The following is a 26,603-nucleotide window of genomic DNA, read 5'->3' on the forward strand; positions in this document are numbered from 1 at the left end:
GGCCCAGACATCCGTCCCCGTCGCGAGGTAGGCGTTGACGGTGATCGAGGCGACGCCGATGTCGATGCCGCCCGCGGCCCCGACGAAGCCGCCTGCGACGCCCCCCGCGAACGTGAGCGAGTCGAAGAGGTCGGTCGCTGTGACCGAGACGCCCTGCGCGGCGTTCACGCCCGCGACGATCGAGTCGTCGGCCGTCGTGAGCGTGCCCTTGCCGTCGCGGTTGACCGTCGTGCCGAGGTCGAGGTACGCCTGCGTCGTCACGGTGAAGACGTTGACGCCGATGTTGGCGGTCACTCCGACGAACCCGGCGCCGACACCGGCGACGAGCCCGAAGAGTTTCTCGCTCGAGGCCGACTGGACGACGAGCCCGCGGAAGGTGACGGTGGGGAATCCGCTGGCGCCGAGCGCGCCGTTCGAGACGCCCGTGAGTCCGCCGCCCTGCGCCTTGACGACCACGACGTTGTTCTGGCCGAGATAGGCCTTCGTCGTCTTCTCGATGACGGCCACTCCGACGCCGACGCCGACGCCGACGTACCCGGCGGCGATGGAGGCGGTGATGAGGATGAGCTTCGAGGAGCTCTTGGCGAAGACTCCGATGTTGTTGTCGGCGCGGAGCGTGACTCCGCTGCCCGTGAAGGCGTTCGTGAACTCGTCGATGACGGTGACGCCGACGGTCCCCGCGACGCCGACCGTTCCGCCGCCCGCCGCCGCGTTGACCGAGATGACCGAGGTCTGCGCGTCGGCGAGGATCTCGATGTTGTTGCGGGCGTTGACGACGGCGTTGCCGGCGATCGAGGCATCCGTGTGCAGTTCGACGATCCGCACGGCGACCGAGGCGCCGACTCCCGCCGATCCGCCGATCGCGATCGATGCGGCGATGCCGAGGGTGCGGAAGTTGCTGACGGCCGAGACGAGGACCGACTGGCTGACCGACGCCGAGGCGTCGTTGGCGGCGCACGCGACGTCGAGTGCGGCGCAGTTGATCTTGGCGCCGGTGCCGATCGTGGCCGTCGTGTGCACGGTGACGACGGCGATGGAGCCGGAGAGGCTCACGGCCGCGGTTCCCGCGCCGCCCGCCGCGATGCCGATGGAGCCGAGGTAGTCGCTGTTGGAGGCGGTGACGGCGACTCCGCCGAAGCCGCCGCGGACCGGTGCCGCGATGACCTGGGGGCCGACCTCCGAACCGGGTCCGGCGGGCAGCATGCCCGAGGGAACGAGGCTGTGCGAGCGTCCGCTGCCGGTCGACGTGAAGTCGATGGGGGTGCCGCGCGCGATGTCGGCCGGGGTGTTGCAGTCGTCCTTCTTGCCGGTCGCCTTGCACTTCGTGTCGACGAGCTGGACGTGGCTCAAGTCGACGTCGTCCGCCGGGTTCGCCGTGAAGAAGAAATAGGTCTTCCCGTCGACGAGTCCGCCGATCGGGGTGCCGCCGCCCGCGCTGTAGATGACGGGGTCGCCGTTGTGGAGCACCATCGGGGTGGTGCCGTCGTCCTCGAACAGGATGTACGGGAGGACGAGGTGGTTGCCGCCGACCGAGACGGCGCGCTCGGCCGTGAACCGCGGGCTGACATCGGAGGCGACGCCCGGTTCGGTCGTGGGGACGAAGCGGTGGTTCTCGCCCATGATCGCGCCGACGGGGAGCGACAGGCCGGTGACGTCGAAGCCCGCCTCGCACGAGAACTCGTCGGAGCCCGGCGTGACGGGAGGCCCGCGCTTGGTGCAGAGCGTGATGGCGGTCGAGGAGACCGGGATGACGTAGTACCGCTGGCCGCTCGTCAGGCCCGTGATCGGGACGCCGCCGCCGGCGTCGTACATGACCTCCTGGCCGCCCTTGAAGTTGTGGGTGTAGCCGAGGTTGATCGTCGTGCCGTTGACGAGGCCCTTGCCGTCGAAGGGGCTCTGCGGTCCCGGGAAGGGCACGGGCCAGCCGCCCTGGACGCCGCGGGGGTCGAAGCGCGTGTCGGTGCCCGTGGTGGCGTAGCTGCCTGCGTTCACCGTCGTGTGCGAGATGTGGCCCGCGATCGCGGCGCCCGTGACCCGCGCGTTCGCGCCGATCGTGGCGCTCGTCGTCTTGGTCACGACGGGAACGGCCACGCCGGCTCCGACGGCCGCGGTGCCGCCCACCGAGATGTTGCCGGCGATCGTGAAGAGCGTCATCGACTCGTCCGCCATGACGAGCACGTTCCCGCCGGCGCGCAGGTCGGCACCCGCTCCGACCGTCGCGGTGGTCGTGATGTTGATGACGGGGACGGTGACGTTGACGTTGACGGCCGCCGTGCCGCCGCCTCCGCCGCCCACCGAGATGGACTTGAGGTCTTCGCTCGAGGTCGACTGCACGACGATGTCGCCGTTGGCCCGGACTGTCGCTGCCGCCCCGATCGATGCCGCAGTGGTCTTGTTGATCGCCTCGACGTCGACTCCGACACCGACGCCCGCGGTGCCGCCGACCGCCAGGACGCCCGCCAGGGCGAGGACCGACGTGTGGTCGGAAGCCGTGACGACGACGTCCTGCGTGAGGACGGGCGAGGAGTTCGTGCACGAGACGCCGACGCAGTTGACCTTCGCCCCGCCGTCGATGGATGCCGTCGTGTGGTCGGTGAGCACGTTCACCGTCACGGATCCGCCGACACCTGCTGACTGGCCGCCTGCCCCCCCGACGGCCAGCAGCAGGTAGTCGCCGGTCTGCTCCGCGATGACCGAGAGGTCGTCGCGCGCGCGCACGTCGGCGCCGTCCGTGATGCGGGCGGTCACGTCGTTGTCGCGGACGAGGACGGCGACCGAGGCTCCGACGCCTGCTCCGCTCGTCGAGACCGAGAGGTTGCCGCTCGCGAGGTCGCTCGAGACCGTCTTCTTCGCGTGCACCGACACGTCGTCGAGCGCATCGATCACGGCATCGCCGATCTGAGCGAGGGTCTGCGGGGACGAGCCGCCCTGGTTCGCGACGACGACGAGCACGGACCCGGTCGCGGCGACCGACCCTGCGCTGCCGGCGCCCGCCACGGCGAGGACGAACCAGTCCTCGACCGAGAGCGCCTCGACCGTCACGGATCCGCCTGCGCGGACATGTGCCGAGTCATCGATGCGTGCCCGGACATCCGAGTTCGAGATCTCGACGACCACCGTGATGCCGACGCCCGCCGAGCTCTTGCTCAGGGCGAGCGTGCCGCCGACGTCGACGAGGGCGATGCTGTCCTGAGCCCGGACCGTGACATCCTGTCCTGCCCCGCCGACGAGGCCCTCCTGGTTGAGCTGCGCGCCCGCGGCGATCCACGAGCGCGTCGAGAAGTTGAGGATGTTCACGATGAACGCACCCGTCACGGCTGCGCCGCCCGAGCTCGCGGCACCCGCGATGGCGACGTTCGTGAGCAGCAGCCAGTCGATCTTGCCCTTGACGGGCTCGGGCACCTCAGGGACGAGCGCGACGAGGGTGCTCGACGAGGTGACGGCGATCTCGCCCGTCGCGTCGGCCTTCGTCTGCGTCCCGACGCTCGAGTCGATCCAGGCCCGCGTGTTCACCTCGAGGTAGTTCACGAGGAACGCGCCGCCGATCGCAGCGCCGGAGTTCGTCGAGAGCGCACCCGAGATGGCGAGGTTCTGCAGGCCGATCGCCTGCCCCGCCGTGACGGCGATTCCGCCCGCGGGGGCGTCGAGCTCGGCGCCCTGGCCGATGCTCGCCTCGGTCGTCAGCAGCAAGATCTGCACCGCGGCGCTGCCCGCGACCGAGGTGCTCTTGCCGCCTGCGGCCGCGAAGGCCCACACGATGAAGTCGTTGCGTCCGCCGTCGGGCAGCCCCGCCGCGACGGTGATCCCGGTCTGGCCCGTGAGGTGCGCGCCGCCGGCGACGGATGCCGTGTTGTGCGCGTCCTGGACGTTGAGGCCGATCGCCGCGCCGACGCGCGTGCCGTCCGAGTCGAGGTCGATCGCCGATCCCATCGAGAGCGCCCTGCCCGACAGCAGGAACGTCGACGAGACGGTCACAGCGCCCGTGGTCGCCGTCACCGCCACGGCGTTCGAGATCTTGGCTGCGGATGTCGCGACGATCCAGTTCACCGACACCGCGGCCGCGACAGCCGTCGTGCTGCTGCCGCCCGAGCCGGACTGGCCCGACTGGCCCGACTGGGCGCTGTTGGCGCCGTTCGCGCCGTTCGTGCCGTTCGTGCCGCCGTTGGAGGACGGCATGCTCGAGGTCGAGGACTGCGTGCCCTGCGTGTTCGGGTTGTCGCCGTTGGCCTGCCCGTTCGCCTTGCTGTCGCCGTCGGAGTCGCTCTCCTCCGCGCCCTTCGCGCTCGCGACGGCCTTCGCGAGGGTACGCGCCTCCGAGGCCGCCGTCACCGCGACGCTCGTCGCCGTCGCGGCCCGGGCGAGTTCGGCGAGGGTGTCCCAGCCCACGACGAGGTTGAGGGCGAGGTCGGCGCCGACCGCCGTGCTCTTGCCTGCGGCGTCGGCGTTGCCCTCGGTCTCGACGCCGAGGATGTGCCGTGCCGAAACGGTGAGAGCGCCCGTGCCGGTGTAGGCGGCGCCGGTGCCGAAGCGGGCCGTGACGTCGTCGTCGACGCTCACGACCATCGCGACGACCGGTGTGATCGCCGTGCCGCCGGTCGTTCCGCCTTCGGCCTTCGTGACGATGTCGCGCAGGCCGCGGGCGTCGATCGCGAGGGCGCCGGCTCCGCTGAATCCGGCTCCGTCGTTGATCTCGGCTGTGACGTCGCTGCCGTCGATGACCTGGAGGGCGAAGGATGCACCGACCCCGGTCGCGGACCCGACTTCTGCCTTCGCGGTCGCGGTCGCGGCATCCCGTTCATTGCTCTGCGCGAAGACCGTCGAGTCGGCCCCGGAGAGCGTGACGGATGCGGTCGCCGGAACGAAGGCCTCGGTCTGGTTGCCCAGGACGTTGATCGCCGCGGCCCCCGCGACGCCGACGCTCGTCGACTTGCTCGCTCCCGCGCGGGCCGTCGTGGTGACTTCGTGCTCCCACAGGCGGAAGAGCTGATCCGTTGTCGGGGTCGTGGGCAGGTCGGGCCCGTCCGTGATCGTCGCGGAGGCCTGGGCGATCCACTCGTGATCGTCGTTGCGCTTGTAGAAGCCGGGCGCCTTCGAGCCGTCCTGCTCCGTGAGACGGAACCACGTGTCCTCGTCGATGTCGTCCTTGGGAAGCTCGCTCTTCTCGTTCACGACGTCGGAGGTGACCCAGATCCACGTCGTGCCGTTGTACTTCCACACGCTGTTCGCGGGCTTGCCGTCCTTCGCGACGGTGAGCAGGAAGTAGTCGCCGTTCGCCGGGGAGCCGGGGAGCGTGTCGCCCTCGGTGATCGTCACGTCCTCGTCGAGCGACCACGGCGAGAGCAATCCGCCCGAGAACTTCCACAGGCCGTCGTTGCCGCCCGAGCCGTCGCTCGTCTTGACGTAGACGAGGTCGTCCTTCGAGGGGCCAGGCAGCTCCTTGCCCTCGTCGACGATCTCCCATTCGGAGCCGTTCCAGTGGCGGATGACGTCGTTCTCGTCGCCGCCGCGCATGCCGGCCGAGAGCACGAGGCCCGTCGCGGTGATCGTCGTGGCGCCCGTCGTTGCGCGGTTGAGGATCTCGATCGCCTGGACCGCGACGCCGGCGCCCACGCCGACGGAGCCGTCGGTGGCCGAGTCGCCCGCGGCGGAGGCTGCGGCATCCGTGTTCGCGAGGGTCTTGAGGGTGACGAGGCCGCCCGCCGTGATGACGAGGCCGTCGGCGAAGAACGCCCGGACCGTCGAGGCGACGATGTTGATCGCGATGGCGCCGGCGATCGAGATCGAGTTGCCGCCGTCTTCGCTCGTGGAGCCCTTCGGGGTCTCGCTCTTCTTGGTCTGCGATGCCGTGTTGTCGTCGCGTGTGTCGTTCGCGTTCGAGAGGTTGTCGTCGGCCTTCTCGTTGACGTCCTTGCCGCCGTCGTCCTTGCCCTCGGAGGGGTCGGCGCCCTTCGTGGCGGCCTCGGCGGTCGTCGTGACGTCGACCGACTGCGTGGCCTGGAACGAGACGGCTCCGGCGGCGGTGATGCTGCGAGCGCTGCTCGACTCGGCGACGATGTCGTCGAGGATGGCGAGCGCGAGCGATACGCCGATGCCGGCAGAGGAGCCGGCGACCGTCGAGCCCTTCGCGGTGGTCTCCGCGGTGGCGGTCTGGGTGGCCTGAGCGTCGATGCTCGTGGCCTGGAGTGCTGCTGCTGCGGCTCCGAGGGAGGCGCTGGTGTGGATTGTTGCGAGGGTGATCGCGACGGCGGGGACGATCGTGACGCTTCCGCCCGCTCCCCCGGCCTCCGCCTCGGTCGTGATCTCGACCTCGTGTGCTGCTTCGATGGTCAGGACTCCGGCGCCGCTGACGGGTGGTCCGCGGGTCGGGTCCGTGACCTGCGCGAGCCCGGCGTACACGTCGAGATTGAGCAGGTTGAGAGCGAACGACGCGCCGATGCCGACGGTGCCCTCGCCTTCCTGCTCGGCCTTGCCGGACGCCTTGTTCTTGCTCTTCGAGCCTGCCGTCATCGCCACCGCGCCGGTCCCCGAGAGGTACACGCCGGGCAGCGGAGCGGGGAGGACGGGGAGCGTCGGCGTCGTGTCCTCGACGGCGGCCCGCGTCGTCTCGTCGACGATGTTGAGCGCGAACGCACCGGCCACGCCGAGCGTCCCGCCGGTTCCGCTCGCTCCGGCTTCCGCCTCGGCGGTGAAGGTGTGCTCGTCGTCGCCGCCGCTGTCCTTCATGGTCGCGCCGAGGGTGAGCCCCGTCGCGTGCAGCTCGGCGCCCTCGCCGATGCCCGCGCGATTGATGAGCGTCACCTTGTTGACCGCGAGCGCCGCGCCGATGCCCACGCTGGACGAGTTCTCGGACGACCCCTTCGCCGTGGCGGAGGCATCCGTGTTGTTCTTCGAATCGAACGTCGCGGTTCCCGTCGTGGCGAGGCTCTGCCCGTCGCCGAGCATCGCGAGCGTCACCGACGTGACGATGTTGAACGCGATCGCCGCGGCGACCGAGACCTTCGTGCCGTCCTCGTTCTTGGCCTCGGGCGTCGTCGTGCCGCCGCCCGCGCCGCCGGTCGTGCGCCCGCCCGCGTTGCCCGCCTTGTCGTTCGCCTTGGTGTTGGCGTCCTTGCCCGTCGAGTCCTTGCCGGAGCCGTCTTCGCCCTCCGCGCCCGTCGCGCTCGCCTCGGCGCTCGTCGCGGTCGTCGACGTGCCCTCCGCCGTGAACGACACGTCGCCGCCTGCCGTCACTCCGCGGCCGATCGACGACTCGGCGACGTGCTCGGCGCTCGTGAGGGCGAACGCGATAGTGAGCCCGAGGCTCGCTCCTGCGCCCGCCGTCGTGGCGCCCACTGCCGTCGTCGTCGCCTTCGCGGTCTGGTCGGCCTTGGCCGTGATGCCGCCGGTCGTCGCGAACGCGGGTCCGCCGAGGATCGACGCCCGCGTGCGGACGTTGTGGATGGCGATGCTCGCGACGCCCGTGAGCGAGGCCGACGTGCCGCCCTCGGCTCCGCCCTCGGTCTCGGTCGTGGCCTCATCGGTACCCGTCGCCTCGATCGACAGCGCATCGATGCCGGAGGCCGTCGCGCTCTGATCGATGCCCGCGAACACGTCGTTGCGGATGAGGCTCAAGGCGACCGAGGCGCCGAGGCCGACCGATCCCGAGCCGTCCTGCTTGGACGTCGCCTTCGCGTGGCTCTTGTGGTTGCCGTTGGCCTTGAGCGCGACATCCGCTCCGCCGAACGTGCTGCCGGTGCCCGCGACCCGGGCGGACGTGGTCGAGGTGATCTTGTCGAGCGCGAGGGATCCGGCGCCGCTGAACGATCCGCCGCCGCCCGCTCCCGAGATCGACGTCGCACTGAACGACGAGTCGCCCGCGTCCGGTGCGTCAGCCTGGACCGTGACACCGCCGCCGGCCACGAGGTGCGCCGCCTGCACGAACGCCTCGGTGAGCAGCGTGATGATGTTGATCGCGACGCCGACCCCGACGCCGGTCGCACTGCCGGCCGTCGTGCCGCCGTCGCCCGTCGTGGCGATCGTGTTCTTCGACTTCGCCGTCGCCGTCTGCGCGCCGGTGGTCGTGACCGTGGCTCCCTGCAGGCGCGCGCGAGTGTCGTTGTCGAGGATCGTGAGCGCGAGGGCCCCGGCGATCGTCGTCGCGGTGCCGTCGTCGTTCGCCGCCTGCCCGTTCGCCCGGCTGGGGGCGTTGGGGCTCTTGTTGTTCTGGCCCGACGCTCCGTCGGAGCCGGCCTTCGACGACGCCGTGACTGTCGCGCTCTGGTCGGCGAGGATCGCGACGGATGCCGCGCTCGTGCCCGTCGCGTTGGTGGAGTCGATCGCGGCGTCGGTGGTCTGGTTGAGGTAGACGACGGCGATGCCCGCGCCGTTCGACTCGGCCGACGCATCGCCGGTGGCGGTGAGCGTCGCGGCGTTCGAGGCTGCGATGCCGAGTGCGCCGCCGACCGTCGCGCGGGCGTTGCCCGTGATCTTGCTGATGACGTCGGCGTCGACGGTCAGGACCGCGACCGCAGCGTCGAACTGCTTGGAGGCGGTCTGCGCGTTGCCCGTCTGCGGGATCGCGCTGGCTGTCACGGTCGAGGTCGCGCTGATCGTGGCGGCGCCGTCGACGTCCAGGACGGTGTCGCCGCCGATCGTCGCGGAGGCGTCCGAGAAGATGATCGCGGCGTCGCCGTAGCGCTTGTTGAGCGTGAACGGTCCGACGACCGAGGTCGCCGTCGCGGTCAGATCGCCGGTCGCGTTGATCTGCGAGGCCCCCCGCACATCGACTGTGGCCTTGGCGGTCGCGATGACGGCGTAGGCCGTCGCCGCCGTGGCGTCCGGGATGACGGTGGCCGTCGCCGTCAAGGCGACGTTCCCCGCATTGATCGTGCTCCCGTCGACGATGACCTCGGCTGTCGCGTCGTGGTCGAGGCAGTTGATGACGGTGAAGTCGTCGAAGTCGGTGCAGTCGGCGACGTTGAGCGGGATGCCGTCGGTGTTGGAGTCCGCCGCGTTGAGCGCGACCGAGCCGGCCGTCATCGTCGCGCCGTTCACGACGATGCGCTCGAACGCGGCGATGAACGCCGCGATGCCGAGGTTGATGACGCCCTGGATCGTGAGCTTGTCGTTGCCGCCGCCACCGCCGAGGGTGAGCGTGAGGCCGGCGCCGGTCGGCGGCGCGAAGCTCGTCTGCTCGAACATCGCGTTGAGGCTGCGCAGGATCAGGTTGCCGGGGATCCCGGCGTCCTGCTCGAGCACGGCGTCGTCGTCCCCGGAGCCGAGCGTGAAGGTCGCGTTGCCCGCCGCGCCGGTGTTGGTGACGATGGGCTCGATGCCCGTGTACTCGACCCGCGTGCTGCCGAGCAGCATCGTTCCGGACGAGCCGTCGATCGGGGTGGACGAGAAGTCGCCGACCGCGTTGCTCGTGACGAGCGTGTCGAATCCGGCCGCGCCGTCGAAGCCGATCGTGATGCCGGGGTCGGTCCCGGTGAAGTCGATCGTGAACGTGTCGTCGCCCGACGTGCCCGTGACGCGGATCTCCGAGATCTCGGCGAGCGACCGCGTGACGCCGTCGAAGGTCACCGTGCCGTCGCCGTTGAAGACGAGGGATGCCGTCGTGCCGGTCATGCTCAGGAACCACGGCGCCGGGACGACCGGCGCGGGCTCGGCCGGGGTCTCTTCGGCCGGAGAGGTTTCGGCGGGCGTGGATTCGGTCGCGGGAGCGGGCTCGCTCGGAGCGGGCTCGACGACCGCCGGCTCGACGGGAGCGGGTTCGGCGACGGGCTCCGCGGGCGCCGGCTCAGCGGGCGGCGGAACGTCTGCGACGGGCTCTGCGGGAGCCGGCGGCTCGACCGCGGCGGGCTCTTCGGCAGGCGGCTCGGCAGCGGGATCCGTCGTGACGTCGAAGGGGCGCACGTCCAGGAACGCCGCCTCGCCGACGACCTCCGACCCGTCCGACGGTGCCCCCGCACCCTCGACCGAGACGGGGATCGCCGCGCTCCCGCCCGACCCTGCCGGGAGGACGCCGGGCGCGGACGCGACGGCGCCATAGGCAGCCGGTGCGGTGAGCGTGAGACCGACGACGAGCGCGGTCGCGAACGCGATCGCACGGAACGGGGCGCTCCATGAGCGCCTCAGTTCATCGTCCCCAGTCATTGCGCGCCTGTCCTCGAAATGGACGGCAGCGCCCAGGGTCGTCTCACCGGACTGCAGTGGACTCCCGTAACCCCAGGCGTTCCCCGAAATACTGCAAGAGCCCGATTCCCCGAAGGTTTACGGACTTCCGCTCGGGAAGCTAGACCCGGCCGATTCGCCGCGTCAAGAGGGTACGTCGGAATCCATGGCGCGAAACTCGCATGCCGGACGAGGCATGCGATCGATCAGAGCCGCTTTACACCCAGGTCAGAAGCGGAATCGTGGATGCCGCGACTCAGCTCAGGCCGCTGTAGACGTGGAGGCCCTTGAAGAACATGTTGACGATCGTGAAGTTGAACATGACGGCCGTGAAGCCGATGATCGAGAGCCATGCCGAGCGGCTGCCGCGCCATCCGCGGGTCGCCCGCGCGTGGATGTAGCCGGCGTAGAGCACCCAGATGACGAACGTCCAGACTTCCTTCGTGTCGAAGCCCCAGTAGCGTCCCCACGCGTCGTTCGCCCAGATGGATCCCGCGATGAGCGTGAAGGTCCAGAAGATGAACCCGAGGATCGCGAAGCGGTAGGCGAGGGACTCGAGCTTCTCGGCCGTCGGCAGCGTCCGGAGGAACCGCGGACCGCTCCCCTTGACGACCTCGCCCGCCTCCGCCGCGAGCGTCTTGCGCTCGCGCCGCGCCTGCATGAGCTGCAGCACCGAGAGCGCGAATGCGAGGGCGAACAGCGCCGTCGCGAGCGACGCGACGAAGACGTGGATGACGAGCCAGATCGACTTGAGCGGGTCCGCGAGCGGCGTGATGCCGACATAGATCGCGGGGGTCGCCGCTCCGCCGAGCAGCAGCGTGACGAGGCCGATGATGAAGGCGCCCAGGAACCGCAGGTCGTAGCGCACGAGCACGACGAGGTAGACCGCGACGATGAGCAGCGTGCCCGTCAGCGCGAACTCGTACATGTTCGACCAGGGCACGCGGCTCGCCGCGATGCCGCGCGTGATCGCGCCGCCCAGGTGGAAGAGGAACGCGAGCACCGTGAGCGAGGTGCCGATGCGGGCCCACACGAGGCCCTTGCGGCGGCCCGGACGCGCGTCGACAGCGGCATCCTCGGCCGTCTCGCCGAACGCTCCGGCCGCACGGACCGACCCGCGACCGGATGCCGCGGCGCCCACTCCGACGAGCTCGCGCACGTCTGCGGCATCCTTCTCATCCGCGGCCAGCGCACCGCGGCGCGCGAGGTCGACGGCGTACGCGATGAAGGCGAGGGCGTAGATCGCGATCGCCGTCCACACCAGCAGCACGGACACCGAGTCGAGCGACAGCGTTTCGGGCATGATTCCAGTCTACGTGCGGGGTTCGGGCGCGCCGTGGGGCGCGGAGGGCCGATCGAGGGCTTCCGTGTGGCGGCGCACGAGGTCGTCGACGGATGCCGCGAGCGTCGGGTCTTCGCCGCGCGCGAGGCCGGCGTACTCGAGACGGACGCTGCCGCCGTCGGGCGTCGCCTTGACCCACATGCGGCGGCGCGGCACGAAGAGCGCCGCGAGCAGGCCGAGCAGCGAGAGGATCGCGAACACGAGCACGAACGGGGCGGCCGTGTCGCGGTGCAGCGACAGCGAGACGTACCGCTTGACGGAGTCGTCGTAGCCCGTCGCACCCGCGGGCGCGTCGTTCTGGAAGGTGATCGTGCCGAGGCCGTTCGGCAGGTCCTGCGTCTCGCCCGGGGCGAGTTCGATCGAGTCGACGCCGGTCTTCCCGCCCGTGAGCTGCTCCATGCCGGTCGGGTCGAGCGTGTAGACCGAGCGCGGCGTGCCGTCGTCGATGCCGAGGTCGCCCTCGTAGATGTTGAGGGTCAGGACGGGGTTGACCAGCGCCGGGTACGCCGAGGTGAAGGCGCCGCTCTCGAGGGGAGCCTGCGTCGGGTAGAAGAAGCCGATCATGCCGAGCTGCTCGGGCAGCCCGTCGGTCACCTTGACGACGCCGAGCGAGGTCATGTTGGTGTCCTGCGGCAGGAAGGGCACCGACTCGTCGAAGACGACGTCGCCGTCCGCGTTGCGGATCGTGATCGTCGGCGCGTACCCGTTGCCCATGAGGTAGACGCGGTCGCCCGCGATCTCGAGCGGGTGGTTGACGCGCACGTCGCCCGTCTGCGGCTCTTCGCCCGCGAACTGCGTCGTGAGGTGCGCGACGAAGTCGCCCGCCTGCCCCGCGCCCTGCTCGCCGCGGGGGACGTAGCTGACGGCGAAGTCGTCGAGCGTCAGCGAATAGGGCGTCAGGCGCTCCTCGTCGACGAAGCGGCCCGGGTTGAACGACGAGTAGTCGAGCATCGTGTTGACGAAGGTGCGCCCCTCGATGATGACGGTCTGCCCCGTGTACGTGAGGCCTCCGCCGATGCCGACCGCGAGCAGCACGCCGACCAGCGCACCGTGGAAGACGAGGTTGCCCGTCTCGCGCAGGTATCCGCGCTCCGCCGACACCGAGAAGGACTTCGCCAAGTCGTAGCGCTCGACGCGGTAGCCGGAGCGCTTGAGCTGATCGGCGGCCAGGTCGACGGCGCGGGATGCGGCATCCTGGGCGTCCTCGTCCGCGGACAGCTCGACGACGGTCTCGCGATGGTCGTCGAGTCGCGCGAGGCGCGCGGGCGTCCGCGGCGGGCGCGCCTTCAGCGCTTTCCAGTGGTGCTTCGTGCGCGGGATGACGCAGCCGATGAGCGACACGAACAGCAGGATGTAGATCGCCGAGAACCAGGCGGACGAGTAGACGTCGAACAGCTGCAGGTTTTCGAGGACCGGCGCGAGCTCGGGGTTGTCCGTGAAGTACTGCGTCACGCCGTTGGGGTCGGCCGTCCGCTGCGGGACGATCGACCCCGGCACCGCCGCGATCGCGAGCAGCAGCAGCAGGACGAGCGCCGTGCGCATGCTCGTGAGCTGGCGCCAGCCCCAGCGCAGCCACCCGATGGGGCCGAGCGCCGGCTGGACGACGTCGTCCCCACCCCCGCTGTCGGCGTGATCGGCAGGACGCAGCGGATCGGCGCCCGCCGTCGCGCCCGCCTCGCGCGGATCCGACGGGCCGGTGGGCGGGTCAGAGAGGAAGGGGGACACTCGTGAGCACCCCCTGCAGCTGCACCATGATGGCGCTCCAGACGCCCGTCACCATGAGCACGCCGAGGGCGATCAGGAGGATTCCTCCGATGATGTTGACGGCGCGGATGTGTCGGCGCAGGAACGAGACCGAGCGCGTCGCCCAGCCGAATCCGAGCGTCAGCAGGATGAACGGGATGCCGAGCCCGAGCGAGTATGCGAGACCCAGGAGCGCCGCCCGGCCGGGGTCGCCGAGGTTCCACGAGACCGAGAGGATCGCGGCGAGAGTCGGCCCGATGCAGGGCGTCCAGCCGATGCCGAGCGCGATGCCCAGCAGCGGCGCGCCGATGAGGCCCGCGTTGCCCTGCACGTGCGGGTGGATGGTCTTCTGCGCGAAGCCGAAGACGCCGATGAAGACGAGGCCGAGGATGATCACGACGACGCCGAGGACACGCGTGATGATCTCGTTGTACGCGAGGAAGAACTGCCCGAGCGTGCCGCCGAGGATCGTGACGGCCATGAAGACGACAGTGAACCCCGCGATGAAGAGGAGGACGCCGAGCAGCAGCCGCGACTTCGTCGGCGACTCCAGCGCCACGGTCGTCGGATCATTCCGCTTCGTTCGGATGGATTCGCCCGATTCGTCCGAATCCGGTCGAATGGTCCGATTCTGGGAGACGCTGCGCGGTGCGACCGCGCCGGCGATGAAGCCGAGATACCCCGGCACGAGCGGAAGCACGCACGGCGAGAGGAACGACAGCAGTCCCGCGAGCAGCGCGATCGGCAGAGCGACCCAGAGCGCCCCGCCCGCCATGACGGCGTCGATGCTCACGACTCCTCCAGTGTCTCGCGCACGAGCGTCTCGAGGATCGAGGCGTCCATCAGCTGCCCGATGATGCGGGCGGCGACGCGTCCCTCCTTGTCGAGCACGAGCGTCGTGGGCGTCGCGTTGATGGGGGTGCGCTGCGCGAACGAGAGCTTGATGGCTCCGTCGTCGGCGGCGATGAGGCTGGGGTAGGTCACGCCGTAGGTGTCGGCGAAGGCGGCTGCGGCATCCGGTGAATCGCTCGTGTTGACGCCGAGGAACGCGACGTCCTGCCCCTCGAAAGTCGCGAACGCCTCTTCGAGCTCGGGCGCCTCGGCGCGACACGGACCGCACGCGGCGTACCAGAAGTTCACGACGAGCACGCCGCCGGCGTAGTCGTCGCTGCCGACCGTCTCGCCCGTCTCGGTCGCTCCCGAGAACGCGACGGGCTCGCCGCGATCGTCCGGCGCGATCTCGACGACGCGGGAGTCGCCCGCGATGAAGCCCTTGCTGTCGCCCGCCCGGTACTGCTCGGCGAGGGGGTCGGCGCTGCACGCGGCGAGGCCGGCGGCGAGCGCCGCGATAGCGAGGACGGATGCCGCGCCCCGCCATGCGGGACGCCCGGCGCGCGCGGGAGAAAGGCGTTCGGCGGGCACCACGTCAGTCTACGTGCGCGGCATCTGTGGGCCGGCTGAGTGTCGGCTGTACACGACTCGCCATGCAGGCGAGTGGTCAGACGGCGCCGACGTCGACGGCTCCCGCCGTCGATGCGGGCTCGGCGTAGCTCACCTCGACCCAGCGGTCTTCGTGCAGATCGAAGCTCGTGACGCTCGACAGCGCGCAGCGACGGCGGCGCGGGTCGTGGCGCGAGGGCTGACCCATGACCCACAGGTGCGTGATCCAGATGGGCAGCTGGTGGGAGACGATCACCACGTCCCCCGACGGGGCGGAGGACCAGGCATCCCGCATCGCCGCGTCCATGCGCGCGATGACCTGCGCGTACGGCTCGCCCCAGCTCGGGACGGCGGGCTGCGCCAGGTGGCGCCAATTGGCGGGGTTGAGCAGCGCGCGGTTCATGCGCCGGCCCTCGAAGACGTTCGTCGGCTCGATGACCCGCTCGTCGATGACCGGCTCGAGCTCGAACTTCGCGGCGAACGGCTCGGCCGACTCGCGGGTGCGCTGCAGCGGCGAGCACACGAGTCCCGTCACGGGACGCGCGAGGCGCCCGATGTAGTCGGCGGCCTGCTGCGCCATGTGGCGCCCGTCGGCGCTCAGACCGTAGCCGGGCAGTCGGCCGTAGAGGATGCGACGGGGGTTGTCGACCTCTCCGTGACGCACGAGATGGAGGCGATCGGCAGGCACGCGCCCAGTCTACGGCGACGGGTGTCCGGTGCTCCGGATCACGCGGACGGGACGCCCGCCCCCGCGATGACGAAGCCCAGCACGAGCGCGCCGGCGACCCCGACGGCGCCGAGCAGCGGGATGTAGAAGGCGATCTTCCGCTTGACCATGAACACGATCGACACGATCGCGGCCGCGATCAGCACGACCCACGGCAGCAGCGTGCCGACGATCCAGCCGGTCGTGATGAGCTCGACGCTGCAGTCCCGGGCGCCGCACGAGTCGGACGCCATCACGAGGAACAGGCCCGCGAACGAGGCGAAGGCCGTCAGCACCACGAGTCCCACGAGGAACACGATCGTGAGCACGATGTCCCACACCTGCACGGGCTGGCGCGGCGGGCGCGACGGCGGCGCGCCGTACACGGGCGGCGGGTACGCGCCCGGCGCCTGCGCGGCGTACCCGCCCGGCGTGTTCGGCGCGGCATAGCCCGGGTACCCGGACTGCGGCGAGGGCGAGGGCTGGCCTGCGGGCGGAACGGGCGGAGGCGTGGTCACGGCGCCATCATAGGGATGCCGCACCGCCGCGCATCAGTCACTCGCGGGCGCGGCATCCGCTCTGCGCCGCAGAAGAGTGCGCGTGCGCGCGTAGAGGAACCACGCGACACCGAGCGCGGCAGCCCCCACGACGACGTACTGGAGGATGTCGGCGTACGCCTCGACGACGTGCCACGACTCGCCGAGGAGGTACCCGGCGAGCACGAAGACGGAGTTCCAGACGAGGCTTCCGGCGGCCGTCAGCAGCCCGAACCGCCACATCGGCATGCGCGTGACGCCCGCGGGAATGGAGATGAGACTCCGGAAGATCGGCAGCATCCGTCCGAAGAAGACGGCCTTGCCGCCGTGCCGCTCGAACCACGAGACGGTGCGGTCGATGTCTTCGGGATGCAGCAGCGGAACCTTCACGGCGAGGGCGCGCAGCCGGTCGGCGCCCAGCCAGCGGCCGAGCCCGTAGAGGAGGAAGGCGCCGACGATCGACCCCAGCGTCGTCCACAGCAGCGCCTCGAAGAGCGTGAAGGTGCCGCGGCTCGCGGTGAGCCCCGCCATCGGCAGGATGACCTCGCTCGGCAGCGGCGGGAAGAGGTTCTCGAGGGCGATCGCGATGCCCGCGCCCGCCGGGCCGATGACCTCCATGAGCGAGACCGCCCAGTCGACGAGCGCGGTGAGCCAGGAGCCATCGGATGTCGTCGCCATGCCTTCGACGCTAGGCGAGGCAGGTAACGCGCACCTGGGAACGCGTTACGGGCACGTGAAGAATCGCCGGGAGATCGCTCGAACTAGACTGGTCGATTGTGAGTGAACGCGTCCTGGTACAGCAGCTGCAGGGTCTCCCCGACGGTCCCGTCGTCGTCTCCGGATGGGTCGAGACCGTCCGGGATCAGAAGAAGGTGCAATTCGTCATCCTGCGCGACGAGTCCGGCGCCGTCCAGCTCGTCAACCCGGCCACCCGGCCCGTCGACCCCTCGGTCGCCGAGGGCGCCGAACCGCAGGACGAGGCGGCGCTCGCGTTGACGGATCTCATCTCGAACCTCTCGACGGGCACGTTCCTGACGGTGCGCGGCGAGCTCAAGCACGACGAGCGCGTCAAGCTCGGCGGCGTCGAGATCAAGATCGGCGCTCTCGACATCGCGGCGGCGGCGCTCCCCGAGACGCCTATCGCGGCCGACTCGGGCCTCGACAAGCGCATGGACTGGCGCTTCCTCGACCTGCGCCAGCGTCGAAACAACCTCGTCTTCCGCGTGCAGACGACGCTGGAGCACGCCTTCCGCACGTACTGGATCGAGCGCGACTACATCGAGGTGCACTCCCCCAAGCTCATGGCGTCGGCGTCCGAGTCGAACGCCGAGCTCTTCGAGGTGCCCTACTTCGAGGACAAGACCGCGTACCTCGCGCAGTCGCCGCAGTTCTTCAAGCAGATGGCGCAGGTCGCGGGCTTCGGCAAGATCTTCGAGATCGCCCCCGCCTTCCGCGCCGACCCGTCGTTCACGTCGCGCCACGCGACGGAGTTCACGTCGGTCGACGCCGAGATCAGCTGGATCGACTCGCACGAGGACGTCGCCTCGATGCAGGAGGAGCTCCTGCAGGCCGGCATCCAGGCGGTCAAGGACAAGCACGGCGCCGAGATCGAAGAGCTCTTCGGCCTCGAGGTGCAGGTGCCCGCGATCCCCTTCCCGCGCATCCCCCTCGCCGAGGCGCGTGACATCGTCAAGGCCCGCGGCTACGAGATCCCCCGCACCGACGGCGACCTCGACCCCGAGGGCGAGCGTCAGATCGCGGCGCACGCGCTCGAGACCTACGGGCACCAGTTCGTGTTCATCACGGAGTACCACCCCGAGATCCGCGCCTTCTACCACATGCGCGACGAGGAGACGGGGCTCACGAAGAGCTACGACCTGCTCTTCAACGGCGTCGAGATCACGACGGGCGCGCAGCGCGAACACCGCGTGGACGTGCTCATCGAGCAGGCGAAGGAGAAGGGGCTGCTCCCCGAGCACCTCGACTTCTACTTCGACTTCTTCCGCTACGGCGCCCCGCCGCACGGCGGCTTCGGCATGGGCCTCGCGCGCGTGCTCATGCTGCTGCTCGGTCAGGACTCGATCCGCGAGGTCACCTACCTCTTCCGCGGCCCGACCCGCCTGGCGCCCTGACGCGCGAGCGAATCCGAGGAGATGGGCGGAATCGAGGACCGGCACCGCCGGAAGCCCCTCGGTCCCGCCCATCTCCTCGTTTCGTGACACCACGTCGCCCGTAGGGTGGGCTCGTGGCGACGATCGAGGGACTGCACAACTTCCGCGACACGGGCGGCATCGCCCTCGACGGCGGCGGTGAGACGCGCTCCGGCGTGCTCTTCCGCTCTGACGCGCTCGGGGCGCTGACCCGCGCGGGGGTCGAGGCCTTCGCGGCGACGCCCATCGGCGTCGTCGTGGACTTCCGCACACCCGAAGAGCGCGCCATGGCGCCCGACCGGCTGCCGGCATCCCGCTCCGTGCAGCTCATCGAACTGCCGCTGCTCGAGGGTGCGATGGGCCAGCTCGCGGGCGAGGCGCTGCAGGCCGTGGGCGGCGGGACGGACTCCGCGGCTCTCACCGCCGCGATGAGCCGGCTGCCGACGCTGGGCGAGCTGTACGTCGGGATGCTGGCCCACGGCGCGGAATCCTTCGCCTCGGTCGCGCGTCTCGTCGCAGCGTCGCGGGACGACGCGCCCACGGCAGTCCTCGTGCACTGCACGGCGGGGAAGGACCGCACGGGCGTCGCGACGGCGGTGCTGCTCAGCGCCGCCGGGGCGCAGCGCGCGTCGATCGTCGCGGACTACGCGTCGTCGGCCGAGAACCTCGCGGGCCCCTGGGCCGAGGGCATGCTCGCGATGCTGGCCCAGTTCGGCATCCCGCTGACTCCCCCGCTCGAGACGCTCGTCACGGGCTCACCCGCGGAGGCGATCGAGCAGGCGCTCGACTGGATCGCCGCCGAGCACGGCGACGCGGCGGCCTACCTGCGCTCGGGCGGACTGACCGAGGCCGAGCTGGCGGCGCTGCGCGAGCGCCTCGCGGGCTGAGACCCCGCGACGGATCAGGCCAGCGCGGCGCGCAGGCGGTCGGGCGAGACGCGCCAGTGCGCGTGCAGCGTCCCGTCGATCAGCACGACGGGGATCTTCTCCCACCACAGCTCGTAGAGCGCGGGATCCTCGAGGATCGACCGCTCATGCACCTCTACGGAGTCATCGGGGAGTTCCGCGACGACGGTCTCGACGATCTCGCGCGCGACGTCGCACAGATGGCAGTCGGGCTTGCCGATGAGGGTGAGCGTCGTCATCCGTTCATCCTATGAGCGGGACGGGATGCCGGCTCAGCGCTCGATCGGATAGCCCGCCGCAGCCCACTCGCCCGTGCCGCCGTCGACGTTCGTCGCGTCGTAGCCGCGCGATTCGAGCGCCTGGACGACGCGGGCCGAGCGACCCCCGACCTGGCAGATGACGTCGAAGGCGCCCTCGGGCAGCTCTTCGAGTCGGTCGCCGATCGTCGACATCGGCAGGTTCACGGCACCGGGCACGTGGCCCGCCGCGAACTCGTCGACCTCGCGGACGTCGATGAGCGGCACGCCGGAGCGGCCGCGGAGCTCATGGACGGTGATGGACTGCATGGCACCCTCGGGGTCGGGGAAGAACGGTCGGGATAACACGAAGCGCCCGTCCGGAGACAGGCGCTTGGTGCATTGGCCGCTTACTTCTTGTTGCGGCGCTGGTGGCGAGTCTTGCGAAGCAGCTTGCGGTGCTTCTTCTTCGCCATGCGCTTGCGGCGCTTCTTGATGACTGAACCCACGGAAAACCTCACTACGTCAGGGTCTGGACGCGCTGTGCGCGCCCGGGTACGGGCAGATGAGAAAAAATGCCTCGGACTAGTCTAGCCGACGTCGGCGACCGGCCGTTGCAGGGCGTCTGTGACGGCCGACTCGGGCACGCGGTAGCTGCGTCCGAATCGCACGGCGGGCAGTTCGCCCGCGTGCACCAGGCGATACACCGTCATCTTCGACACGCGCATGATCTGGGCGACCTCGGCGACGGTCAGGAAGCGCACATCCGGCAGTTCGGCCATGGTCCTCTCCCTCGGTGACTCACGCGTGCTGGGGACACTCTAGAGCCGAGCCGGGACGCGTGTAAACCGGTGTGGCTGATGTGATTCCTGTGACCGCGCGGCTCACGAGTCCGGCGCGGCACGGCGCGCCCGCTCCGCGGCCTCTCTCGCGACCTGCCGCTCATGCCTGCGGGCGTCGCGCAGCGTGCGCTCCGCGTCGCGCACGCCCTTGCGCGCCTCCCGGAAGCGCTTGTCAGACGCCACCTCGGCATCCGGGTCGACGATCCAGGACTGCTTCTTCTCTAGCGGCCCTCCCGCGGCCCGCGTCTCCATGTACGCCTCGGCGCCGTCGAGCGTGCGTGCCACCCCGAACGAGAACGGGTCCGAGTCGTCCAGGAACACGCCGTCGTCGACGGCGGCGCGCAGATGCGGGAAGGCGTCGGCCGTGATGAGCTCGCGGTAGAGGGCGTCCTCGCGGCGCGCGATGTCGGCCTCACCCTCCCCCGTCGACCGCTGCACGCGGGCGTAGCCGGCGAGCACGCGCCCCGTCCAGTACGCGTGGCCCGTGATGACGAGCACGAGCGCGAGCCGCTCGTCGTGCGTCAGGGGCGTCTGCGCGAGGGTCGCGAGTCCGGCATCCATCCACGCCGCGCTGTTGGGAGTCGTCGGCGATCCGCTGATCGGCACGTCGAGCACCCACGGATGCCGCAGGTAGCCCTGCACGAGGGCGCCGTAGAACGCCTCCAGCCGCGCGCGCCAGCCGTCGAGCTCGCTGATCGCGTGCGGCGGAAGGCCCGTCGCCTCCTCCTGCATGAGGAGAACGAGATCGTCCTTCGCGCTCACGTACCGGTAGAGCGACATCGGCGTGTAGCCCAGCCGCGCCGCGACGGCCGCCATCGAGACGGCGCCGAGGCCCTCGGCATCCGCGATCTCGACCGCCGCCTCGACGATGCGCTCGACGCTCATCTCGCGCTTGGGACCGCGCTGCGGGTCTGCCGCGATGCCCCACGCGAGCGCGACGCCGCGCGGGAGGTCGAGCTCAGCCGGTTCGGGCGCCATGCCCCGAGTCTAGGACTGTATATCTCGTAAACAGTGTGTTACCTTCATAAACAGTTTCGCACGTACACAGTTGAGAGGACGAAGAATGGATGTCGCCATCGCTGTACGCGGTCTGCGCAAGGCCTACGCCGGCCGGACCGTCCTGGACGGGATCGACCTCGACGTCGCCCCGGGCGAGATCTTCGCGCTGCTCGGCCCGAACGGCGCCGGCAAGACGACGACGATCTCGATCCTGACGACACTCCTCCGCCCCGATGCGGGCTCGGCGGCCGTCGCGGGTTTCGAGGTCTCGGCCGACCCCGTCGAGGTCCAGCGCCGGATCGCGCTCACGGGGCAGTCGGCCGCCGTCGACGACATCCTGACGGGCACCGAGAACATCGTGATGCTGAGCCGGCTCTCGGGCCTGGACACCCGCGCGGCGCGGGCGCGCGCGAGCGAGCTTCTCGAGCGCTTCGATCTGACGGATGCCGCGTCCCGCCGGGTCGGCACCTACTCGGGCGGCATGCGGCGGCGCCTCGACCTCGCGCTGAGCTTCGTCGTGGCCCCCGAAGTGCTCTTCCTCGACGAGCCCACGACGGGGCTCGACACCCGCAGCCGACGCGAGCTGTGGAGCGTCATCCGCTCGCTCGCCGACTCGGGGACGACAGTCTTCCTCACGACGCAGTACCTCGAGGAGGCCGACCACCTCGCCGACCGGATCGCGGTGCTGCACGACGGCCGGATCGCCGCCGAGGGAACGCCCGCCGCGCTCAAGTCGCGCATCGGCGGCGACGTCGTCGAGCTGCGCGACGCCCACGACGCGGTCATCCGGGAGGTCGCGACCGACGGCTCGGTCTCGGGCCTGCGGCGAGCGCTCGACCTGCTCGACGAGTCCGGCGCCGAGGGCATCGTGTCGCTGCGCCGCCCGACCCTCGACGACGTGTTCCTCTCGCTCACCGACCAGACCCCGTCCTCGTCGCGGGGCGCCATCATCGAGGAGTCCGCATGACCGTCGCACTCGCGCCGCAGCGCGTCCGCCCCCGCATCACGGGCCTCACGGCCGAGAGCGTCTTCGTGCGCCGCAGCCTCACTCATTCGCTGCGCGACGTGGAGTCGCTGCTCATGGCGGTCATGCTGCCCGTGCTGCTCATGGTGCTGTTCACCTACGTCTTCGGCGGCGCGATCGATCCGTCGGGCGGCTACGTCGACTACGTCGTGCCCGGCATCATCCTGCTGTGCGCCGGGTTCGGCGCCGCCTCGACCGCCGTCTCGGTCGCGAACGACATGAAGCACGGAATCATCGACCGGTTCCGCACGATGCCGCTGCGCGCGAGCGCCGTGCTGACGGGGCACGTCGTGGCGAGCCTCGTACGCAACCTGCTCGCGACGGGCGTCGTCATCGGCGTCGCGCTGCTGCTCGGCTTCCGGCCGACGGCGGATCTCTGGGAATGGGTCGCGGCGATCGGGCTCATCGCGCTGTACATCCTCGCCATCACGTACCTCTTCGCGGCGATCGGCCTCGCGGCGGGGAGCCCCGAGGCGGCGAGCGGCTACGGCTTCATCATCCTGTTCGTGCCGTACCTCTCGAGCGCCTTCGTCCCGGTCTCGACCATGCCCGAGTGGCTGCAGTGGATCGCCGAGAACCAGCCCGTGACCCCCATCATCGAGACCCTCCGCGGACTGCTGCTCGGCACACCGCTCGACACCGAGCCGTGGTGGGCGCTGTTCTGGTGCCTCGCGATCCTCGCGATCGCGTTCGTGTGGGGCGCGTGGCTCTTCCGGCGGAAGGCGGTGTCCTGAGCAGCCGCGCTGCGCCGTACCGAAGGGCGAAGGCCTGAGCCGGCGCGCAGCGGCGGCTGCGGATCTTCCAGCGGATCCATAGCCCGCTCTGCGGTCGCCCATCATGCGGTCTGCTCCACTGACGGCATGACAGATCAGACTCCCCCGCCGGCATCGGCGCCGGCGGCTCCCGCACGCCGTTCCCACCTCGGCCTCATCATCGGCTCGATCGTCGGCGGCGTGCTGCTGCTCGGCGCGACATTCGCGGGCGGCGCGGCCGTCGGATGGGTGCTCGGGTCGCACCACGCGAGCGGCTGGGCGCACGTCGGCCCCGCCTTCCCCGGCGGTCCCGCAGCGCCCGACGACGACGATCGACAGCTTCCCGATCGTCGAAGCGACGAGACTCAGCCGAACTCGTGACGGTGGCCGCTCAGCGGCCGGGGCGGTCCCTGAACGGCTTGAAGGCGCTCGTGACGGCATGCTTCGCGGATGCCGCGGCCCGGCCGACGACCTCGGCGGCGTGCGCCGCGGAGTCGGTCAGCACGGGAGTCGTGAGCGGATACGCGAAGTCCTCGTCGTCGTCGCCGACGATGAACGGGACGAGCCAGTCGTCCACCTCGTCGAGCGGCGCCGGCGACAGGCTGTAGTAGCGATGCTGGCCTTCCTCGCGCACTGACACGAGCGAGGCCTCTCGCAGCACCTTGAGGTGCTTGGACACGGTCGGCTGGCTGACTCCGAGCTCGTGGACGATGTGCGAGACGCTCGTTCCGCGTTCACCATCCGCGGACCGAGACAACAGGAGCTGCAGAATCTCGCGCCGTGTGCCGTCTGCGATCACGTCGAAGATGTCCGCCATGTCGACAGACTAGCCGCGCACCTGGCGGGATACCATGACTGGGGTTTCGGCGAGTTAAAGGGGGCGAAGAATGGCGGCGGATCCCGTCAGCCCTTTCTCCCGCTTCGGCGTCGGTGGGTTCTTCAGGCGCTTCTTCGACGACATGCGCTCGCTCACGACGTCGTCGCCCGCGCGGTTCGCGGTGCTCATCTTCGCGTCGCTCATCCTGCTGTTCACCTTCCTGCTGTCGCTGCCGGTCGCGACGGCGACCGGCACGCAAGCGCCCTTCGCCGACGCGCTCTTCACGGCCGTCTCGACGATCTGCGTCACGGGCCTGTCGACCGTCGACATGGGCACGTACTGGTCGCCTTTCGGCCAGGTCATCATCTACATCGGCGTCAACGTGGGTGCCCTCGGCGTCCTGACGCTCGCCTCGATCCTCGGCCTCATCATCTCCAAGCGCCTCGGGCTGCGCGCCAAGCTCATCGCGGCGGGCGACACGAACCCCATGCGCGCGCACGGCGGCCCCGTCAACGAGGGGCAGACCGTGCGTCTCGGCGAGGTCGGCCTGCTGCTGCGCACCGTCGCGCTCTCGACGCTCATCATCGAGGCGGGGCTCGCGATCCTGATGTACCCGTCGCTGCTGATCGGCGGCGTGGACCCCCTGACGGCACTGTGGGAAGCCCCGTACTACGCGGCGATGTCGTTCACGAACACGGGCTTCACGCCGAACGCGGGGGGCCTCGAGCCGTTCGCGACCGACTACTTCTTCCTCACCGTCATGATGGCAGGCGTCTTCCTCGGATCGATCGGCTTCCCCGTGATCCTCGCGCTGTGGCGTCACCAGTGGCACGTGCGGCAGTGGTCGCTGCACGTCAAGCTCACCCTCATCACGACGGTGCTGCTCTTCTTCGCGGGCGCGATCGCGTTCCTCGCCCTCGAGTTCGACAACCCCAAGACGTTCGGCAGCATGAACGCGTGGGACACCGTCTTCCAGTCGTTCTTCATGTCGGCGATGACGCGCTCAGGCGGATTCTCGGTCGTCGACATCGGCGAGCTGAACGGGTCGTCGCTCGTCGTGGGTTCCATGCTCATGTTCGTCGGCGGCGGCTCGGCCTCCACGGCGGGCGGCATCAAGGTCACGACCCTCGCAGTGCTCGCCCTCGCCGTCTGGTCCGAGGCGAAGGGCCGCCAGTCCGTCCAGGCGTTCGGACGCCGCATCCCGAGCGATGTCCAGCGGGTCGCCCTCTCGGTCGTCGCGTGGGGCGCGACGATCGTCGCGCTGTCTACGATCGCGATCTCGCACGTCACGAAGGCGCACGTCGAGGATGTGCTCTTCGACGTCATCTCGGGCTTCGCGACCGTGGGCCTCTCGACGGGCCTCACCGCCGAGCTCCCCGACCTCGGCATCTACGTCATGGCCCTGACGATGTTCATGGGCCGCGTTGGTACAGTGACTCTGGCCGCGGCCGTGGCTGCGACATCCCGTTCCCAGCTGTACTCACTGCCCGTGGAAAGGCCGATCGTTGGTTGAGCAGATCCGCGGAGACGCACCCGTCCTCGTCATCGGCCTCGGGCGCTTCGGTGCCGCCTGCGCCGGCGAGCTGGACCGGCTCGACCGCGAAGTGCTCGCGATCGACGAGAGCCTCGAGCTCGTCCAGAAGTGGTCGGAGCGCGTGACGCACACTGTGCAGGCCGACGCGAAGAACATCGACGCCCTCAAGCAGATCGGCGCGCAGGACTTCCAGGTCGCGGTCGTCGCGGTCGGCTCGTCGATCGAGGCATCCGTCCTCATCACGGCGAACCTCGTCGACCTCAAGGTGCCGCAGATCTGGGCGAAGGCCGTGTCGCAGTCGCACGGCAAGATCCTCGCGCGCGTCGGCGCCAACCACGTCATCTACCCCGAGCGTGAGGCCGGCGAGCGCGTCGCGCACCTCGTGAGCGGACGGATGCTGGACTTCATCCGCTTCGACGACGACTTCGTGCTCGCCAAGATGTATCCGCCCAAGTTCATCCGGGGCGTCGGTCTCAACGAATCCGGCGTGCGCTCGAAGTACAACGTCACCGTCGTGGGGGTCAAGAGCCCCGGCAAGCCGTTCCGCTACGCCGAGGCAGCGACCGTCGTGACCAACCACGACCTCATCATCGTGTCGGGGACGAACTCTGACATCGAGCGCTTCGCGGGCCTCGACCGCTGAGTCGGCTCCCCCGGCACGCTTCGGGGTGAACACCTGCCGGCTCCGCCCGGCGCACGCGACACCACCTCACCCCACACGGCCGCACCCGGCGCCGATGGGGTGAGTCCCGGCCGCCTCCGCCCGGCGCACGCGACACCACCTCACCCCCCTCCTCGGCCCGCACCGAGGGGGTGAGCACCAGCCGCATCGCGCCCTCGCACGCGACACAACCTCACCCCACACGGCCGCGCCCTGCACCGAGGGGGTGAGTCCCGGCCGCTTCCCTCCCCGGCACGCGACACCATCTCACCCCCAGCAGGCACCGGCGGGGCCTTGAGCGACGCGCGTCGCGGCATCCCGAGAATTCTCAGTATTCAGTGTTGCTATGTACTGGTACTCGGCGTTACTATCTAGTGGTAGTCAGCAACACCGAGTAGTGGAAGGAGGGGTCCGATGGGCAAGCAGGAGACCGAGATGCTCAAGGGGGTCCTCGAGGGCATCGTGCTGGCGATCCTCGCCACCCGCGCCGCGTACGGCTACGAGATCACGTCGTGGTTGCGCGACCAGGGCTTCGCCGACATCGCCGAGGGCACCGTCTACGCACTCCTCGTGCGGGTCGAGCAGCGGGGCCTCGTCGACGTCGAGAAGGTCCCGTCCGAGAAGGGCCCGCCGCGCAAGGTCTACTCCCTCAACGCGCAGGGCACGGACTATCTCACCGAGTTCTGGAGGACGTGGAGCTTCCTCACCGAACGCCTCGAACAGCTCCGCCCCGCACACATCGACAACGAAGAAGGAAAGTGATC

At 70.2% G+C, this 26,603-nt stretch carries 22 protein-coding genes (1 of these 22 running past the window's edge); 8 read left to right on the forward strand and 14 right to left on the reverse strand.

The genetic code is table 11. From position 1 onward, the window contains the following. The 8 genes from MJ607_RS03860 to MJ607_RS03895 form a co-directional block, all read right to left on the reverse strand. A protein-coding gene (locus MJ607_RS03860) for a Calx-beta domain-containing protein (protein ID WP_279234289.1) crosses the window boundary here: on the reverse strand, positions 1 to 10,134 show its 5' portion. It extends 21,507 nt beyond the left edge of the window; the window shows 10,134 of its 31,641 coding nt (coding positions 1-10,134); the start codon lies at positions 10,132 to 10,134; its stop codon lies off the left edge, out of view. 274 nt (positions 10,135 to 10,408) lie between these two features. Further along, positions 10,409 to 11,455: a c-type cytochrome biogenesis protein CcsB gene (gene ccsB, locus MJ607_RS03865; protein WP_243074208.1), complete on the reverse strand. Its 1,047-nt coding sequence runs from the start codon at positions 11,453 to 11,455 to the stop codon at positions 10,409 to 10,411. A 9-nt stretch (positions 11,456 to 11,464) separates the two neighbouring features. Continuing rightward, entirely contained in the window at positions 11,465 to 13,219 is a 1,755-nt protein-coding gene (locus MJ607_RS03870) for a cytochrome c biogenesis protein ResB (RefSeq protein WP_374238024.1), read from the reverse strand. After that, a complete protein-coding gene (locus MJ607_RS03875) occupies positions 13,200 to 14,012 on the reverse strand; it encodes a cytochrome c biogenesis protein CcdA (RefSeq protein ID WP_243074525.1) in 813 nt (270 codons plus the stop codon). The genes MJ607_RS03870 and MJ607_RS03875 overlap by 20 nt, the downstream gene beginning before the upstream one ends. 14 nt (positions 14,013 to 14,026) lie before the next feature. Next, positions 14,027 to 14,659 (reverse strand): TlpA disulfide reductase family protein, encoded by a 633-nt coding sequence (locus MJ607_RS03880; protein WP_243074209.1) that lies wholly within the window; start codon positions 14,657 to 14,659, stop codon positions 14,027 to 14,029. A 76-nt stretch (positions 14,660 to 14,735) separates the two neighbouring features. Continuing rightward, the gene (locus tag MJ607_RS03885) at positions 14,736 to 15,365 is read right to left on the reverse strand and encodes a histidine phosphatase family protein (RefSeq protein ID WP_243074210.1); all 630 of its coding nucleotides are present in this window, start codon (positions 15,363 to 15,365) and stop codon (positions 14,736 to 14,738) included. Positions 15,366 to 15,403: 38 nt separating this feature from the next. Further along, complete coding sequence (locus tag MJ607_RS03890; RefSeq protein ID WP_243074211.1) at positions 15,404 to 15,901, reverse strand: DUF6264 family protein; 498 nt, start codon at positions 15,899 to 15,901, stop codon at positions 15,404 to 15,406. 33 nt (positions 15,902 to 15,934) lie between these two features. Beyond that, complete coding sequence (locus MJ607_RS03895) at positions 15,935 to 16,597, reverse strand: DedA family protein (protein WP_243074212.1); 663 nt, start codon at positions 16,595 to 16,597, stop codon at positions 15,935 to 15,937. A gap of 98 nt (positions 16,598 to 16,695) precedes the next feature. On the opposite strand from MJ607_RS03895, the gene aspS reads away from it, so the two are divergent. Both aspS and MJ607_RS03905 read left to right on the forward strand, forming a co-directional pair. After that, positions 16,696 to 18,051: an aspartate--tRNA(Asn) ligase gene (aspS, locus tag MJ607_RS03900; RefSeq protein WP_243074213.1), complete on the forward strand. Its 1,356-nt coding sequence runs from the start codon at positions 16,696 to 16,698 to the stop codon at positions 18,049 to 18,051. Positions 18,052 to 18,164: 113 nt separating this feature from the next. Beyond that, entirely contained in the window at positions 18,165 to 18,956 is a 792-nt protein-coding gene (locus MJ607_RS03905; RefSeq protein ID WP_243074214.1) for a tyrosine-protein phosphatase, read from the forward strand. A 14-nt stretch (positions 18,957 to 18,970) separates the two neighbouring features. Here MJ607_RS03905 and MJ607_RS03910 read toward each other — a convergent pair whose 3' ends face one another. The 5 genes from MJ607_RS03910 to MJ607_RS03930 all read right to left on the reverse strand — a co-directional run bounded on the left by MJ607_RS03910 (position 18,971) and on the right by MJ607_RS03930 (position 21,030). Then, positions 18,971 to 19,213 carry a glutaredoxin family protein gene (locus tag MJ607_RS03910; RefSeq protein ID WP_243074215.1) on the reverse strand — a complete coding sequence of 81 codons (243 nt, stop codon included), beginning with the start codon at positions 19,211 to 19,213 and terminating at the stop codon, positions 18,971 to 18,973. A 33-nt stretch (positions 19,214 to 19,246) separates the two neighbouring features. Further along, the gene (locus MJ607_RS03915) at positions 19,247 to 19,540 is read right to left on the reverse strand and encodes a rhodanese-like domain-containing protein (RefSeq protein ID WP_243074526.1); all 294 of its coding nucleotides are present in this window, start codon (positions 19,538 to 19,540) and stop codon (positions 19,247 to 19,249) included. 80 nt (positions 19,541 to 19,620) lie between these two features. Further along, positions 19,621 to 19,719, reverse strand: a complete 99-nt coding sequence (locus MJ607_RS03920; RefSeq protein WP_003792170.1) for a 30S ribosomal protein bS22 — start codon at positions 19,717 to 19,719, stop codon at positions 19,621 to 19,623. 81 nt (positions 19,720 to 19,800) lie between these two features. Continuing rightward, entirely contained in the window at positions 19,801 to 19,992 is a 192-nt protein-coding gene (locus MJ607_RS03925) for a helix-turn-helix domain-containing protein (protein WP_243074216.1), read from the reverse strand. 102 nt (positions 19,993 to 20,094) lie between these two features. Further along, positions 20,095 to 21,030: a TetR/AcrR family transcriptional regulator gene (locus tag MJ607_RS03930; protein ID WP_243074217.1), complete on the reverse strand. Its 936-nt coding sequence runs from the start codon at positions 21,028 to 21,030 to the stop codon at positions 20,095 to 20,097. Positions 21,031 to 21,115: 85 nt separating this feature from the next. Here MJ607_RS03930 and MJ607_RS03935 point away from each other — a divergent pair, with 85 nt between their 5' ends. The 3 genes from MJ607_RS03935 (at position 21,116) to MJ607_RS03945 (ending at position 23,208) form a co-directional block, all read left to right on the forward strand. Next, positions 21,116 to 22,018 (forward strand): ATP-binding cassette domain-containing protein, encoded by a 903-nt coding sequence (locus MJ607_RS03935; protein WP_243074218.1) that lies wholly within the window; start codon positions 21,116 to 21,118, stop codon positions 22,016 to 22,018. Beyond that, positions 22,015 to 22,809, forward strand: coding sequence for an ABC transporter permease (locus MJ607_RS03940; RefSeq protein ID WP_243074219.1), 795 nt, complete (start codon positions 22,015 to 22,017; stop codon positions 22,807 to 22,809). The genes MJ607_RS03935 and MJ607_RS03940 overlap by 4 nt, the downstream gene beginning before the upstream one ends. A gap of 126 nt (positions 22,810 to 22,935) precedes the next feature. Further along, complete coding sequence (locus tag MJ607_RS03945) at positions 22,936 to 23,208, forward strand: hypothetical protein (protein ID WP_243074220.1); 273 nt, start codon at positions 22,936 to 22,938, stop codon at positions 23,206 to 23,208. 10 nt (positions 23,209 to 23,218) lie between these two features. On the opposite strand, the gene MJ607_RS03950 is transcribed toward MJ607_RS03945, so the two are convergent. Then, the gene (locus MJ607_RS03950) at positions 23,219 to 23,644 is read right to left on the reverse strand and encodes a helix-turn-helix transcriptional regulator (RefSeq protein WP_243074221.1); all 426 of its coding nucleotides are present in this window, start codon (positions 23,642 to 23,644) and stop codon (positions 23,219 to 23,221) included. 142 nt (positions 23,645 to 23,786) lie between these two features. On the opposite strand from MJ607_RS03950, the gene MJ607_RS03955 reads away from it, so the two are divergent. The 3 genes from MJ607_RS03955 (at position 23,787) to MJ607_RS03965 (ending at position 26,601) form a co-directional block, all read left to right on the forward strand. Next, a complete protein-coding gene (locus MJ607_RS03955) occupies positions 23,787 to 25,157 on the forward strand; it encodes a TrkH family potassium uptake protein (protein WP_243074527.1) in 1,371 nt (456 codons plus the stop codon). Next, complete coding sequence (locus MJ607_RS03960; RefSeq protein ID WP_243074222.1) at positions 25,150 to 25,821, forward strand: TrkA family potassium uptake protein; 672 nt, start codon at positions 25,150 to 25,152, stop codon at positions 25,819 to 25,821. Before MJ607_RS03955 ends, MJ607_RS03960 begins: the two co-directional genes overlap by 8 nt. Before the next feature lie 432 nt (positions 25,822 to 26,253). Next, a complete protein-coding gene (locus MJ607_RS03965; RefSeq protein WP_243074223.1) occupies positions 26,254 to 26,601 on the forward strand; it encodes a PadR family transcriptional regulator in 348 nt (115 codons plus the stop codon). Positions 26,602 to 26,603: the final 2 nt, after the last annotated feature.

Source organism: Microbacterium sp. SS28, from assembly GCF_022761035.1.
Lineage (GTDB): Bacteria > Actinomycetota > Actinomycetes > Actinomycetales > Microbacteriaceae > Microbacterium.